The organism is Burkholderia sp. BCC1996 (assembly GCF_905339955.1).
In the GTDB taxonomy this organism is placed as follows: domain Bacteria; phylum Pseudomonadota; class Gammaproteobacteria; order Burkholderiales; family Burkholderiaceae; genus Burkholderia.
On record NZ_CAJPHM010000013.1, the window covers coordinates 199,588 to 215,114 of the forward strand.

Sequence of the window (15,527 nt, forward strand, 5' to 3'; positions counted from 1 at the left end):
GGCGCGCCGCACCTGAATCGTGGACCATCATGCAACATATTTTCATCATTATCAATACATTGCGATTGAGAAAATTATGGTGTTATACATCTCACGCAACGGATCACAAGTGAACCGACCACCCACTGATGACGAGCCGAATGGAAGGAATTCGTGATCGAAGCACCGAAAGGAGGATCGCGTCGTAAACGGTGCCCAGAGGTACGGGGTGCCCAAGCGAACATCTCGCCACACGGCATGACTTGCCAAAATGCACACGACGCCCACGGGAAAGCGCGCCCGGAGGGAGGCGCGCGGAGGCGTAGCCGCAGCGCGGCGACCGCAGGGCGCGCGGGGTTGCCTCTCGCAACTCCGGGGTTCGGGGTTTGCAATCCCTCTCCATCACCCAAACCCACACAACACAGCCCCGCGCCAGCGGCTTTCATCAAGCACGTCGCCAGATGATCACGCGCCCTCCAGCACATGCACCCGATGGCACTGCCAGCCCCACGGTCAGTCGCGCCAAATCGCACTACCTCTCCCGAAACCACTCACCTAACGAATCAACATTCCATATTGAATAGGACACCATATCGACCAAACACAACAGAGAAAATAAGCCTCGACCTACTGCCCTAATGCAAGTGGTATCTCCGCGGTTTGTCGCCCCCTCTGATCGCATGCCAATCCGTTCCGCTGCTGCCGACTATTTCCCAACCTATTGCTCGATACCATCAGGCCGACGGCGAACGCCCGTCACCTCTTCCCGAAAACGTCACCCTGGTAAGCTATCGCGATCAACTCTGACCCGTGCTCTTGCCCAGTCCACACTGCGTATACACGCGACTCGTCACGTGTTGACTCCGAGAGAGCCAGCGCAATCGCCGGCCCGACCTCGGCGAATTCTGGATCCGCTGGATCGATGCGCAGCAGATCGCCAACCTGGTACGTGATTGCTTGCGTCTTGCCTGCGCGTCCTTCCGCCTGGCGCTCGAGCACTGTCAGGTTGAAGAGAGCCGATACACCCGGCGCAAGCTTGCCCATAGCACCTCCAGTGCGTGATCTGATTGCTTGAAAATTGAGGCCCATTTAGTACGCGTTCACAACCTCAAGACGAACAACGTCGCCCGCGGCAAGGCGCTCCTTGATCTTTTCTTCCGCCCTACGAATATCGGCATGCGTCGCGGTTTCTATCTGCTGATCGTGAACCTCCAGAGCAGGACAGATGGCGCGATACGCTTCCTCACTGACGTGCCACCGGCGCCCCTGCCTGCCACCGACCACCGCGTGCTCGAGGAATTCCTGCGCCCGATGAATACGCGCTTCCTGTTCGGGGCCGAATCCAAGTTCACATAGGACGAGGGCAAGGTTCAGCGCGTATGCAAGCTGATTCATCGCTGCATCCGTTCCCCGCCCCCTCCTCATCTCCTCCAGAGCGAGGTGATAGGCGAGACCGACCTTTCTTGCGTGACTCTCGGGGATCAGCGAGCGATTTTCAAAGAGGCGAACGAACGCCGTTGCATCTCGTCTCGTGTTGTGAATGCGATTGCCCCGCTTCCGCATGATGGTCTCCATCCGTATCCAAAGGCTTGCACAGCCGACCGCGCCACGCGACACGTGACCGCCGGCGGACCTAGCTAAGCGCCGATCTCGACGGCACCTCCACATAGACGTGCGCCAGAACCGCCGCGGACACCAGAGCCCCAAGGAACAATCCCCCCGTCCCCCAACCCGCTTCACGACCGAGGAATAATCGTCCAATCGGAGCGTGCAGCAGGTATGCCGGATAGGAAATACGCCCGAGCCACGTCATCACATAGGCCACACCGCCCGAAGCCGCTTTCTCCCGGAGAAAGCACAAGGTCAATGTGCTGCCAATGGCCACCGCCGAATCGCAGAGGCCAGGCGCTCGGGCTGCCAGCAGCATGCATCCGACCACGAATGCTTCAAAAAGCGCCACGCCACTGATCCACGAGATGCGCTCGAGTCGTACGAGTCCATAATGGCGATAGCGCGTCAGCAACGTGCCAATGAAGAAATCACCCATCGCCCGGACCACGCCCATGCCCATCTCGCCGGCATCGCTCTGCCACCCGAAATTCAGTGATCCGTCGTGCACCGCAATCGCAACTGCAGACCCGACGATCATCATCGACGCGATGATTAGAAAGCTACGCCCCCTTGCCCTCCACAAGCACACGACCCAGACGAAATTCACGACCAGTTCGTCGAAGAGACTCCACAGCGGGCCGTTCGCCGGGAATGCACTGTCCTGGCCCGGGCCGCTTTCTCCCGTCGTTATGAGCGTCGGCATCAGCAACAATGCGCGCAACAACGCCGGGAACGAATTCACCGAGACGTCCGAACTGCCGAACCCAGTCAAATTGACCAGACCGACCACCGCTGCACCTATCCATACCATCGGGAGCAATCGCCGCAACCGCTCAACCGAGAACACCAGGACACAGGTCACCCTCTCCCGGATACGCTCACCGTAATTGGCCTCGAGCACCATGCCGCTGAGCACAAAAAACATGTCGACCGCCAGATACCCCTTGGACAGAAACGGGGAAGCGGCAAACAGCCCATGGCAATGAAACACGGCAACAGTCAACGCCGCCACGCCGCGCACGCCATCGAGATACGCCCACCGTTCGCCTTTCACCGCAGCCCCTAATCAAAGTGACCTACTGATCAATGGCATTACCGATCGACGTCGACTGTCGGGTTCTGGATCACAATGCCACCACTCTCGAAATTCTTGAGTGCTACCAAATTCCTCGGCGCCGAATTGCTGGCATTGGCTTCACCGCAGATCTGCTTCACGGTGGTCGAAATCTTGCCATCCGTGTCACGCGAAACTTCTGCAACGTAACTGATACAAATCGTGCCATCGGCGTTCCGAATCGTCGGCAGCGCCACAGCAATATTCCCCTCGTTCATGTATTGCATGGAGAGAAGTTCAGGTTGAGGCTTCGTATCGGCATTAGCTTGTGCGGCCGCACAAGCTAGTGCGATGTAGGTTATCGTCAGAGTCTTTCTCATTTCGATTCTCCACTGGTTTCAGTGACTGATCGCGGGCACAAATTCAAGATTGTTCCGCCAGTGACTCGTCATAGACAGAAGGCTGACCGCGGTTCGCCCAATGGCGGCACACCAGGCTAGTTGCCACGCCGATTAGGACGCCGATCCATAGGCAAACAAGATGTGAGACGACCATGTTCAAGATTGCACCTCGCTGATTTTGGGAAGCCCACGCATTGAGCGGGCTTCCACACCAATTTCTTGCTACGTGTCGTCTCCGCCTCTGTCTTCGATCTGCCTTCGACGTTCAGCCTTCCACCGCTTCAGGCTGCGCCTTCATGTGTTCAACCGCCTCCTCCAGCAGTCGCTCGACCACCACATCGAATAGCTGCCGTTCTTCGTTAGCGTTATCGCCAGACATCTTGAGCTTCTCGGCCTCGATGTACCGCCGAGCATCGCCGTCGTTCGGGAATTTGCTCGCCAGAAATTCGATGGCCCGCCGCAGCCCGAGCTTTGCTTCCAGCCTGGACCGCAAGGTGTCGTCCATGCCCGATGAGGTGTAAGACCACAGTTCAATCGGCCCCATCGAGTTGTAGAGCAGCTGCGAAAGCTGCCCGCGATTAGTCTTGAAATACGCAAACAGCGGCGCGCCCAGAACCGGGCTTGGGCCCGTCAGCCGGTTTGCGATCACGGCTGCCTCAGAGTCCGTGAATCCGAAGGTTTCCTGAATCTGTTTGCCTGATCCAGCCGATCCCGTACCGAGAATGAAGTAGGTGTTGGCCGCCTCCACCACCGCTGGCGGGAAGTCCTTGAGGTACTGGCTCGACAACATCGCCACGACCTGATACTTCCGGCCCTGCCGCAGATCCGTTTCCACCAGATTGAGAAGTGAAGGAATGCCCGACGCGTTGTGGAACTCGTCGTACGCGAGGAATTTCAGCTGCTGCCACATTTGCTGCACACGGCGTTGGTGATACTCCTCGTAAAGCGGCGGGACAACCGCCCTCATTTCCTCCCAACGCAGGAAATAGTTGCCGGCGCCGAGCTGGCGGGCGAACAAGTACATCACGGCAACGCGACGCTTTCCTTCTTCCGACTTCGCGCCGGCCGCGATCTCCTCCAGGTCGATCACCACGACGCGCGCATCTCCGATGTCGTAGCGCGTTGTGGTCGAGATCATTTGGAACTCACTCAGCGCCGTGTTGATGTTCCGTTTGAACACCTCAGTCAGCGACTCACCAGATGGCGTCTTCGCGCTCCCGTAAACGTTCACAACCGTCGGCATGCTCACGATCGGAATCAGCTTGCCGAGCGTCGGCATCGCATAGCGGTGCGCAATCCACGCCTCGTTGACCTTTCCGGCCTTGAACAGCGCGTCCTCGACCTCCCAAACGGTGGTGTGCTGGTCGGGCACGAAGCCAATCTCGTTGATAGCCTCGTTGATCTGCTCATTCAGGGAACGCTGAAAGCGCACCGCGCTCGGTGCACCGCGACCGAATGCTTTGTAGGTCTCGTCGACTACGAGACCGTAAAAACGCGAGGCTTCCTCGCCGAGGTTCGAGCAGATCGTGCCGAGCACCGCTACGATAAAGTCGCGTTGATTTTCTGTCGGCAGCTCGCAACCCAGTTGCGTATCGAACGGGTTGACCGCATAGTCGATGTGGTTGCGCACCCGGATCGACACTGCCTGGCGTGCCAAATGCGCCGGCAAATAGCTCTTGAGCATTCTGATCACACCGGTACCCGACATACCGACGTCGACCAGCGTGATGTAGGGCAAAGACTCAAGCCCCGGAGAAAAAACATTGCCGCGATTCAGGCAGTTCAGCAGCGCCGACTTGCCGTAGCCCGGCGGAGCAAACACCAGAACGCCCCAGTATGTCTGCAGCGTCGAGCCAAACTGGATCGGATAGGGCTGACCGTACTCGGTGCGAAGGATCACCCCTCCGGTCTTCCAGATCGACGCCGGCCGGTTGAGCGGCATCATGCGCATTACCTGCGATAGCGGCGCGCCCATGTACGGCGCGACCGACCGTTTGGCGAAACCCGGAACAGAGGCCAAATAGGCAAGACCGGGCGCACCGGTTTCATTCGTGGCAACCGACGAACCCCAGCCTTGAACCGCAAGACGAAGGAACGACAGGCGATCGGTCACCTCCTCCTTCGTACGCCCCCATGTCCGGAACACTGCGCGCAGCGCGACGATGTACTCGCCTGCGGCCTTCATGGCCTTCAATTCGTCGAAGGCCTGCTTGATGCCCTTGTTGTTATCGCCGAACGCGCCGAACACAGAAGACAGCATCTGCTCGGCACCGTTGTACTCCATGCCATTCGGCAACAGTTCGAAATTCACCGACCATGGAATCTGCAGGCCAATACGCTCATCTAGTTCCGCAAATGTCGGCGTGGGCTCCTGCTCGGGCGGCATCTCCATGACGACGGAGGCGTAATACCACTTGCTGAACCTTGCGCTTTCGACTTCGTCGAAGTGTTCTGTCACGGCCGAATGAATTAGCTGCCGCCCCAAGCGCATAGGCATCAGCGGGCTCAGGTCGCCCTGGCGCGCCGGCATGGTTGCCGGCGCTACCGAGCCGACGTAACGCAACCCCCACTTTGGCGGGGCCGGGTCGCGATCGAGGAAGCGGCGCATCATGCGTCCCACTTCGTCCACGGTCAGCACGTCGGCCAGAATCCGGATCTTGCCGTTCGCATTCTCGAGATCCTGCTTGAGCATCTCGACGAGCTGACGATGACGAGGAATCAGCGCCGGACCGTTGATATACGGTGTTTGCGTCAGGTTCTCATCAAACATCCCGTGCTTCGCATATTTGCGCGCGGTCTTCAGCCGCCACTCAGTCATGCGTCGGCGCTCGTCGCCCGTCAACCCATCGGGCAATGTCGCCACCACGAGCACCGTGTAGTCCTCGATCGCGCGGGCCGATACCGCCCCATGGATATCGGCGAACAACATCTTCGAGCGCATGCCATAACGCTCGCCGGTCGCGGCCAGCGGCTGAATCAGGCTGGCCGTGTACTGGCGAGCCGAATCGGGATCGGTAAGGCAACCGAAGCCGAACATGTGTTGCGACCCGGTGCCCAGCTTGTAGTAGCTCTTCAGCTTGCTCGTGAGTGCCTCGCATGTATCCTCAAACTCGCTCGGCCCCACGATCTTGCGATTGCCCATCAGTCGGATGAACGACACCAGCCCGTCAACTGTCGTGACGAAGGTCGTGTCGTCGAGCGGCGCGCGCAACTGGCATTGCTGCTCAGCATCCGCATTCATCAGCCCGTTTTGGCCGATCCAGTAGAAAAACTTGTCGAGTGCCGCGAATACTTTCATTCGTCCCTCTCTTTTTCTTAGCTCAACTTTCCGGGCAACTCAGCGCTGCCCCTGCGTCGGACCGCCAGCGGCAGATCCGCGCGCTCCGGGATACATCGTCTCGCGTGGCATGGGTGAGCCTTGCGGGACGCCCTCGCTCTTCGCGCGCAGGCGCGCGCGGGCCTCGCCTTCGAGTGAGGCCATCAGGTTCGTAACCTCGATCAGCCGCAACACGTCGGGATTTGTGCGCGAGACCTGCGCGATCGCGCGACCGATCACCATGACTCGCGCTACCGGGTCACCGTGCACCAACTCGTCCATCAACCACGCTGCGTCGGACACGAGGCAGATGCGGCGCAGTACGTCCAGTTCCGTCGGGCCGAGCATCAGAGGTCCTCCAGCAAATCAGGCAGCGTGGCGTCGTGTTCCAGAAAAATGGCGGGGAACGATGGATGCATGAAGCCTTCGCGCATCGCGAACCGCAGCAGACGGCGCAACTCATCCCGCGGCACACGCAGCAGCAGCGAACCGTTGCCATAACCCTTCACGACAAACCCCTCGTTGAAGGCCATCAGCGCCTTCTCGAAACATGCGGCCCGATCGTAGGCCCGCTGCCATACATTGATGGGAAAGGTCTCCGTCTCGCGACGCTGCCTCGACCAAGGCGGATTGGCGAGTGCGTGCCAGTGGCATTCCGCGATCAGCCCAGCCGAATACACCATGCTCAGCGCGGGATCCGTAGCTGGCTGCAAGGCCATCGGCAGCTGGTACGACTCCGGCAATGCGTGCGGATGCCGGCAGCAAAAGGCCGCCTTCACATAGACCTCGGCATGCTTCACCAGCACCTCGAGTTCCGGCTGCGATACCCAGGTTCGCAGGCCCGCGCGCTTGCCTGGTTGCGCGCCATAGGCAATCAGTTCGCCGATCTCGTCCTGCAGTACCACTTGCACCTCGACAAGCGACGGCCGCGCAGGATCGAGCCACGGATCGATCGCGCCCTTCACCGCCTCTTCGGGCACGTAGTGCCAGGCCTCATCCGGCACCGGCTTCGACAACAGGGCGTTGGCATAATCGACCCGGTTCAATCGCAGCAGAACCGAAACCAGATCCCCGACAAGGTCGCGCCGATCGCTCCAGATCGGCGTCGAGTAGCTCTGATAGGCCGCAGCCAGCGGTTGACGCAAGTAATCGGCGCCCGTCAGCCCACTCATCGCCGGCATCGTGCGTCGGATGTCCTCGGCGAGCGTGCCCTCGCGCGGCGCAAGCGGTAGGCCATTGCGGCCATACAGCGTGACGGCTTGCGTGAATGTACGGTGTACGATTTCCCCGAGCTTTTGCACCGTCGTTCGAGCGTACTCGCCCTCGATCCGCATACCGAGATCGGCCGCGATATGTGCGAGCGTCGCGCGAAAATAGTCGTCTCGACGCAGGTGATGAAGGCGACTCTGCTGCAGCTGGAACGTGTTGTATTCCGCATTGCAGACCCAAATCACGTCGTTCGGTAGGTGCGACGGATTGCGGATGCGAAACGGCTCCCCTCCGTGCGCGCACGCCCAGCCATCGGTCATATCGTCCCGGTTGTCGAACAACACGGCGCCCCCCGTCAGCGGCCGCAGCTTGAAGTTCTGTGCCGCTACCGAGGACTCGCCTGACGCCGCCGCCTTGGGGCGCGTGTTACTGAGAATGGCCGACATGGTTGCGCGCCACGGACGACCATGAACTGACAGGCAAAACTTGCCACCGCGTCTCCTCCTGGAGGCGCGCGGCAAGATCCTTCAAGAAAGCAAAGTTGAAGACGAGGCGCAGATCCTCGAGCGGCTCCGCGCGTGACTCGTACTCGGCGTCATCGAGATGAGACATTGCCGCGGCGAAATCCAACGGATAGAAGCTTCCCCACACGTCCTTTACCGGCAGGGCACGCTTGATCAAATGATCTGCGATTTCCTCTGCCACGCTCTTCTCGTCGGGGTCGCGCAGCGCGATTCCCATCACGCGCTGCAAGTTGTTCACGTCTACCGCGGACAATTCCGGCACATAGGCGATCAGCGACTTCCCCCCAAGCGTCTCAGCCTGTACATCCCCCGTCTTCGTCGTCTCGCCGACATGATGGTAGGCATGGCACAGGATGCAGGCGACCTTCAGCATTTCGTACCGATTGTCGTCATGCTTGCCCACATGGTGGACTTCATTGTTCGTGGCCGCCTTGTTCGCGCCCCGCTGAAACTTAGACACTAGCCGGCAGAACGCGCAACGATAGCCCTGCTGTTCGAGCACGCGAGGCCGCAGCGCGCGATACTCCGCATCAGCTGCTGCTGCGCGGGAATCGTTCGCGCGAAATGTGTAGCGCTTGATCGAAAGTACAAGACTAGCCAGCATCGACGATGTCTCCGGAGCCGGAAGGCAGGAACGTCCGCGGGATGCGAAGTTGGCGAGAGGTCAGCGATGGCCTGCCGATCTCTCGCACAACCGCTCACAACGGATCAATAGCCGTTGCCGTTATAGACCGAGCGGCGGCCGACATCCGACGAAGAGCCACCAACCGTTTGCACCGAATTGCGGACGACCAGCGCGATCGACAGACAGAACACCCCCCCGGCCACCGCCATCAGGATGTGCGAGGTTTTCACTTCGCTCGACGTTTCGCGATTGGCCTTCTTCCAGAACAGCATGCCCGCGTACAACAGCGCAATCACGCCGATCAGCGACGCCACCGCCATGACCAGCGTCTGGCCGGCGTCGGACAGGTTGGTGAGGTTCGTCACGCTCGTCCCCCAGCCCGGTACGTCCGCGACGGCCGAGGTCGAGATCAGCGTGAGACCGATCAATGCCGAAATTGTCGCCCCGGCGCCACGCACACGCAAACGCGCCTCGGCCAGCCAGTCACCGACCCACGTCGTAAGACGCGACATCGGACGAGCACCCAGGACAGCCATGCAAATGCTCATCGAGGCCTGGGCGATGCGAAGAATGGATTTCATGATGGCTCCCTGCTTATGCAAAAACGTTTTGAAGAAAAACTGCGATGTTGATGGCGAACACGCCCCCGATTAAATGCGTCGCACCACGCCAGACTTCATCACCTTGCGCGCTACGCCCGTTGGTTGCCTTTTTCCACAGCAACAAACCCCGAAAGCAGCCCGCCCAGCCCATTGCACTAACCCACGCGAAACACGCGAGCAGGACTGACTGCCAAAATGAACTCTGATTGGCGATCGGAACGTACTGCATGGCATTCGTGTACGACGTGACGCCCGATCCCGTAACCACTTGCGCCGTGTTGTCGACACTGCGCACGAACTGCATGAGCATCGTGCCAATCATCACGGCACCCGCCACGCGGCCCCACTCCACCGGCTCCCGGCCATTGCTGCCCTTGATCAGCATGATTCCGGCCGACAGGAAGAACACAAGCCCCACCGGCGCCGAGATCACCATGATCAGGGTCGACAAACCATTAGCCAGCGCCGTGAAGTTGTTCACGAATCCGCTGATGTCTGGCAAGTTCGGCATACCGCTCTGGCTCCCCTCGAGGTCTTCTCGCCTGTCGCGCACGTCCTCATGGAACGTTGCGCGACAGGACCCGCTAACGACCGGTTACTGGATGTCTCCTGCCGTCGTGTGGACGACACCGCCATCGGCGTCGACGCCTGTCACGCGTGCGTTGGCGATCGTGCTGCCCACGTGCACTTTCACCGCGTCACCCGACGGAGTCAGCACCGTTGCGACGTCCCCATGGCTGCCCGGATAGATGTCGCGCAACGCGTAACCATCCACGCCACCGGATGTCGCCGATGCCTTGCCCCCCGAGGTGGCTCCACGATGCTTCGCATGCGAGCCGGCTTTGTGAGGCCGGGTGTGCGATGCTCCAACCTGCGAACCGGTCGTGTCCGCGACCTCAGCATCCCCAGAATCAGGATCCGCGCTTGAGACAGCTGCCGAGGCGGATGCCGCCGGCGCAACGTGACGCACCGTACGATGCGCACGCGCGTGATGCACAGCGGCATGCGCGCCAGTGCCATCTGCAGTGCCGCCCACGCGCCCTTGAAGCGCTGCCACTTGTGCCTTCAGCGCATTGACCTGCTGCTGAAGATCGGCCGGAGCACCAGTTGAAGCCGCGGCCGACGTCGCATTCGTGGTCGCCGGCGCAACGGTCTGTACAGCCGGCGCCACGGCACTGGGGGCGCTCGGCACAGCCGATACTCCCGCGGTAGGCACCGAGGGAGCTTCGGTCGGAGTCGGTGCCGCCGCAGTGGCAGCAGGCAGTGCGAGCGCAGTCAGAGGCGTGCTGCCTGCAAGAGGCGCAACCGCATTCGTCGGTGTCGTGGCGGCCGCGGCTTGCGTCACTTCGGACGTACCAGGCGTCGCAGGCGGTACCGTCGGCGCAGCCGCACCCGAGTCGCCGCCCATCAGCGCTGTGGCGCCGGCCGACTTCGGCACGCCCCCACCGAGACTCGAGGCGGCGGCCAAATCGTTGGCCGGTTGTGCCTTATGCAGCATCGGCCCGATCATGAGGTAGCCAACGCCACCGACCAACGCCACGCCCAGGGCACCGAGCACCGCCCCCAAGATCTTGCGGTTGTTGCGCTTCGGATCGACCAGCACATCGTCCTGATGTACGTCGTGCGTGCCAGGCCCATGCGTGTCGTCTTCCCCCGAGTGATGAAACTCCCGTGCGTCGTCTGTGTGATGGACCGCATCCTCGCCCTTGAGGAAACTTGTTGCTTCGGTCAATTCGCTCATCGAGCTTCTCCCTGATGGAATGCCTTGCGGACTCCGTCCGCGAATTCGATGCGATTCATGGGAGTGGGTGACCGAGGTGAATCACCGCGGATCCCCACTCGCTGCTTATTGCGCAAAAACGGGTGCCGTGAACATCACACCAATGTTCAAGCCTTGCGGCAACGACACGTCAACTGGCTCGTTGGCCAGCTTCGAAATGTTCTGGTTTGCGATCTGCAGGCCTGCAGCGATACCGGCATTGATCGCCTGCGAGGTCGACGATGGTGGGGTCGCGATTCCCGAGTTCGTGATCAGCGTGCCGGCGCCCGTGCTTACCGACGGATACGCCGCGTAGCTACCCGGATTGGCCGCCGCGGTCGCGAAGCCCTGCAGGCCGGCAAACAGCACCGGCATCACGTAGCGCGTCAGGATCTTGTGATCGATCTTTCCGTCGAGCGCGTCCTCGGCCGTTTTCTCGTCGAGCGCAATTGCTTCGATCTCGAATTGCTGCCCGTTGAAGCGCATCGACGTGAATTTCGTGTTGAGGTAGTCGCTGTTGTAGATCGTCGAACGACCTTGGAGCAGCGCCCCCTGGAACGGCCCGGAAGTTATCTCCGCAAAGCTCAGCCCACCGCGATCACTGCTCGGCATGTTCTTGATCTGCGCCGGGTAGATGTCTTCCTTCTTGATCAACTGTCTGCGCGATACCGGCGCGCTGGAAGCGTCGTTCGCAGATACCGACGAACCAGCCGACGACGCGACATGCTCACCAGTCGCTGCGAGCGCAGCCTTGTCGATCTTTGCATCGAGCGCTTGCGGCGCCATCGGCGCCATCGACGCGACGATACGATCGAGCTGGCGCTTCAAACCGTCTGGCACCTGCTGATCCACGCCCCCGCCCGTCGGCTGGACATAGCTCACCTGTTGGGTCGCCGCCGATGTGACCGGTTGGATCGGCTGAATCGGCTGCACGCCGTCGTTGCTTGGCGCAGGCACATAGCTCTTGCCCTGATCCAGGGCCGCTACCGATTCACGGGATTCGACGCGGTTGAGCTTGTCCTGATACGGCTTCGGCATCGCCTGCTCATTCGGAACCACAGAGCCGGCCATCCGCACATCCGATCGATCGGCGTTTGCGTGGTTCGTCCCCGAGAAGACAATCAGGCCGATGATGACGATCGCAAAGCCCCCCAACGCGAAGCCGATGATTTTCAGGTTGCGCTTGAAGCCTGGATCCAGTGGCTTCTTCAGGTTCTCACGCAGATTTGGCTCGCCGGCCGCGCCCGCACCCAACGTGGGGTCGATCTTTCCGCTCACATCGCTCATTTGGCTGGGCTCCCATTCACCGGCGCGATCGACGAAATCTTGCTCACGCTGTCGTACCCCGAGATCTGCACGTACACGAGTCGGCCGTCGGTGTCGGCAACCGTCACGAGAGGCGTGACCGGCAGCTTGTAGACATGAGTGCCGTCCGCCGCTGACCCGCTCTTGATCCAGGCGGGCGACCGCAGCGAAGCCGAGGTACGTAGAATCAGCGCGCCATCCGCGGTCTGCCACGCCTGCGAGTCCACAAGCCCGACGACGCGCAAGGACTTGGCACTGTCCGGGGGCGTGCGAAGCAGATACGAGGTCAACTCATCGCTGAAACTCGCCACTGCATCAGACTGCCCGCCGGCCAGATAGGACTCGCGCTTGTCGGGCAGTACACGCGGCACAACGAGGTCGGTCCGATCGTTGGCCACATTCGCACTGGCATCCGGCGGCGCCACCAGAAAACTCACCGGTGAAGCCAGGCCCTTCAGGACAACCGCCACGTTGCCCGTCATGTAGGGATTCACACCCCAGACCGAGATCGTGTTCCCACTCGGCAGAGAGACCTGGAAGCCCTTCGCACCGAAATTGTCGACATGCTCGATCGGCCACGGATTGCCGGCAATGTCGATGAAGCTGACGGTCCCGCCAATGTTCTGCGCGATGTGAATAACCGGGCGTTGCCCAGACGGTGACAGGTCAAGGTGCAGCAGCTGGCTACGCACGCTCGGCACGCGATCGGCCCTGTACATTGCACTATCACGGTCCACCAGCGTGCGTTTGAGCTTTTGAACCTGCTTCACATCGAGCGGCGCAACCTGATCCACCGCCAGCGCGACCGGATCCTTGATCAGCGGTGACGGCAGCGGCACCCCCGAAGTCGGTACGCTGTTGGCACCAACCGATTGTGGGGCTGATGCCGGGGCTGCTGCGCCGGTTGGCGTCAGCAAGCCGGCCGCATTCGACGCTTCGGCCGGTGCACCGCCCGGCGGGCCGTTGTACACCTGACCCTGCACGCCAGCTACCGCTTGGGCGGAGGCCGGCGCAGCGCCGGTCGCCGCGGCAACCGGCGTATTCGATGCCACCGGCACCGCCTGTTGGGCAAGCGCCACCGCCGGACCAAGTAATGTTGGTCCAAGCAGCGCCACCATCATGCGAGTTCGCTTCATCATGGGATCAGGTCGCAGGAGAAAGGTTGACCGACGTCGTGGAGATGCCCCGCAGGTTCTCGGCCAGCGGTATGCGGGTCACCACCATGACTGCGGTGTACTTGGTCGGAGGCATCCGGTCCTCCGAGCCCTGTCGGTTGACGTAGACCATCGATTGCAACGTCCACGTGTACGCCCCGTTTCTATCGACGCCATGTTCGACAACCACCGGAGGACGGTCGATCGACAGGCTCATCACGTAGCGCTTCTGCTTCATCTGCATGATGAACGGCGCCATTGCTTCCTTGAACGACTCGAACCCGCTCGGCGTATACCGATCGGACAACGCGTTCATCGTGTAGGGGTAATTCTCGAAGTCATGTGCAAACGACACGCGCAAAGTTTCGTCGGCAAACCCCGCCACGCGGTTGTCGTCGAGGTAGGCGACATCGAGCCGTACCAGCGGGATCACGTTGCCGTGCGGATCAATGCCCACCGGATCAGGATGCTTGTGTGTGACAAACCAGGCGAGGATCGCGACCGCGATCGCCAACCCGGCGAGCCCGATGACTGCGGCAACCAACATCTTCGAGAGACGATCGACAGTCATCACGATCGCGTCCAGCCCATCATTCATGGTCGAACCGTCTTGGATACTGCCCGCCTTGCTCGCGTTTCGGGGTGGTTGCTGTGCCATGGTGCTCTGAATCCTCTTGATCTCATTGCTGGCAGTAGATTTGCCTGACCGCGTCAAGCCGAAAGTTGGCGAAGCGCCTGAATACCTGCATGACCTCCGTCACCCGGGCGTTTGAGCGCCAACGCCCGGGTCGCACTGGTACGCATGGCGAGCTGCGTAGACACCGGCTCGTACAGCGCCTCAACGCGCCGTCGGTACGACTCGAACGCGGCTGCATTCGCCGGCAGCGGCATTTCGCTACATACGCTCTGCCACCCGCCCAGTCGCGCGACAATCTCCTGGGTTTCCGCCTGCTGAAACCGCGGCGTACGCCACGGCCCACGCTGCATCACCTCTCGCTGCAACTCCTCGAACACCAGTGCACTCGACTTCGGCGCGAGCAGCCTCAGGATGTCGTTAAACCGTGGGCAAAAGCCGCTGCGATCGCTATGCACATCGAACGCTGCGGCAATATCTTCGATAGAGAACGACGCGAGCTTCGCGTGCCAGAGCATGATTTCGAAGTCACGTAATTCCTGCCGGTAAATGCCATACACCTCGACCAACACTGCATTGATGCTCTGAAAGCGGGCCTCCTCCGTCAGCGCATCGCGCTCCGGGCCCCGATTCATGGTCGAGTGTATGGAGGTCATTGCGCGCGCCCTCGCAGTGCGCTGACCCGTGCAACAGCTGCGTGATTCTGTTGGTCCAGTGCCGCATTCTTCGACGGCGCCGCCCGCAACCCTGGCGTCACTCCGTACGAGCCCGCAGAGGCGGTGTGCTGCATCAACGACGCCTCGGGAACAATTCCATTCATGCGCGGTGCGTTCTTCGCGAATAGCGCAAACGCATCACTCCAGTTGACGTACTGCCACGCCTTGGCACGCGCATTCATACAGAACAGGTCGAACACTTGGCGGATCTGCTCGTCGCTGAAACCCATCCGACGCGCCGCATCCCACATTGGCGACGTCAGGGAAAAATTCGGCGGCAGCGGGTGCTTGCGCTTCGCCCTCGACTTCCCTCCCGCCGCGCCTTCCGACGGCGCGGCCGGTGCGGTCAGGCAAAACGCCTCAGGCTCGATCGACACAGCCATGGCACGTGCGGCACGCTCGCGCAGAGCGTCGCCATGCACAGCCCAGATAGCCTCGGCGCGCGCCACCAGACCCGGATGAGCCCACCGACCAGTCGCCATCCTCTGCCAGCCACTCAGCAACAACGTCTTCGCTTCCTCGAACTCCGCGCGCGACAGCCCGGCGATTCCGGCCAGAACGGCATCGTCATCCAGCAACGTTCCGGCGGGCACTGCCTGCCACGCTCCCCGCATCAGGCGCAAGTGCGCACGCACAAC

15 protein-coding genes and 1 pseudogene are annotated in these 15,527 nt (G+C 61.1%); all 16 read right to left on the minus strand.

The annotated features are described in order from the left end of the window. Positions 1 to 735 precede the first annotated feature (735 nt). Positions 736 to 1,023, minus strand: a complete 288-nt coding sequence (locus U4Z64_RS20655) for a hypothetical protein (RefSeq protein WP_321820918.1) — start codon at positions 1,021 to 1,023, stop codon at positions 736 to 738. Between the two features lie 45 nt (positions 1,024 to 1,068). Then, a complete protein-coding gene (locus U4Z64_RS20660; protein ID WP_321820919.1) occupies positions 1,069 to 1,554 on the minus strand; it encodes a hypothetical protein in 486 nt (161 codons plus the stop codon). A 58-nt stretch (positions 1,555 to 1,612) separates the two neighbouring features. Continuing rightward, a complete protein-coding gene (locus U4Z64_RS20665; RefSeq protein ID WP_321820920.1) occupies positions 1,613 to 2,644 on the minus strand; it encodes an acyltransferase in 1,032 nt (343 codons plus the stop codon). A 38-nt stretch (positions 2,645 to 2,682) separates the two neighbouring features. After that, positions 2,683 to 3,024: a hypothetical protein gene (locus U4Z64_RS20670; RefSeq protein ID WP_321820921.1), complete on the minus strand. Its 342-nt coding sequence runs from the start codon at positions 3,022 to 3,024 to the stop codon at positions 2,683 to 2,685. A gap of 286 nt (positions 3,025 to 3,310) precedes the next feature. Next, positions 3,311 to 6,343 (minus strand): hypothetical protein, encoded by a 3,033-nt coding sequence (locus tag U4Z64_RS20675; protein WP_321820922.1) that lies wholly within the window; start codon positions 6,341 to 6,343, stop codon positions 3,311 to 3,313. 39 nt (positions 6,344 to 6,382) lie between these two features. Then, complete coding sequence (locus tag U4Z64_RS20680) at positions 6,383 to 6,709, minus strand: hypothetical protein (RefSeq protein ID WP_321820923.1); 327 nt, start codon at positions 6,707 to 6,709, stop codon at positions 6,383 to 6,385. Next, the gene (locus U4Z64_RS20685) at positions 6,709 to 8,016 is read right to left on the minus strand and encodes a hypothetical protein (RefSeq protein ID WP_321820924.1); all 1,308 of its coding nucleotides are present in this window, start codon (positions 8,014 to 8,016) and stop codon (positions 6,709 to 6,711) included. The genes U4Z64_RS20680 and U4Z64_RS20685 overlap by 1 nt, the downstream gene beginning before the upstream one ends. After that, complete coding sequence (locus U4Z64_RS20690) at positions 7,997 to 8,698, minus strand: hypothetical protein (protein ID WP_321820925.1); 702 nt, start codon at positions 8,696 to 8,698, stop codon at positions 7,997 to 7,999. Before U4Z64_RS20690 ends, U4Z64_RS20685 begins: the two co-directional genes overlap by 20 nt. A 104-nt stretch (positions 8,699 to 8,802) precedes the next feature. Then, a complete protein-coding gene (locus U4Z64_RS20695) occupies positions 8,803 to 9,300 on the minus strand; it encodes a DUF6750 family protein (RefSeq protein ID WP_321820926.1) in 498 nt (165 codons plus the stop codon). A gap of 13 nt (positions 9,301 to 9,313) precedes the next feature. Then, complete coding sequence (locus U4Z64_RS20700; protein ID WP_321820927.1) at positions 9,314 to 9,832, minus strand: hypothetical protein; 519 nt, start codon at positions 9,830 to 9,832, stop codon at positions 9,314 to 9,316. An 84-nt stretch (positions 9,833 to 9,916) separates the two neighbouring features. Next, entirely contained in the window at positions 9,917 to 11,062 is a 1,146-nt protein-coding gene (locus U4Z64_RS20705; protein WP_321820928.1) for a hypothetical protein, read from the minus strand. 105 nt (positions 11,063 to 11,167) lie between these two features. After that, positions 11,168 to 12,367: a DotG/IcmE/VirB10 family protein gene (locus U4Z64_RS20710; RefSeq protein ID WP_321820929.1), complete on the minus strand. Its 1,200-nt coding sequence runs from the start codon at positions 12,365 to 12,367 to the stop codon at positions 11,168 to 11,170. Then, positions 12,364 to 13,524 (minus strand): DotH/IcmK family type IV secretion protein, encoded by a 1,161-nt coding sequence (locus tag U4Z64_RS20715; protein ID WP_321820930.1) that lies wholly within the window; start codon positions 13,522 to 13,524, stop codon positions 12,364 to 12,366. The genes U4Z64_RS20710 and U4Z64_RS20715 overlap by 4 nt, the downstream gene beginning before the upstream one ends. A gap of 4 nt (positions 13,525 to 13,528) precedes the next feature. Then, entirely contained in the window at positions 13,529 to 14,197 is a 669-nt protein-coding gene (locus U4Z64_RS20720; protein WP_321820931.1) for a DotI/IcmL family type IV secretion protein, read from the minus strand. Positions 14,198 to 14,250: 53 nt separating this feature from the next. Continuing rightward, the gene (locus U4Z64_RS20725) at positions 14,251 to 14,829 is read right to left on the minus strand and encodes a hypothetical protein (RefSeq protein WP_321820932.1); all 579 of its coding nucleotides are present in this window, start codon (positions 14,827 to 14,829) and stop codon (positions 14,251 to 14,253) included. Then, a pseudogene (locus tag U4Z64_RS20730) lies at positions 14,826 to 15,527 on the minus strand (hypothetical protein); the annotation flags it as partial. The pseudogene U4Z64_RS20730 and the gene U4Z64_RS20725, both read right to left, overlap by 4 nt.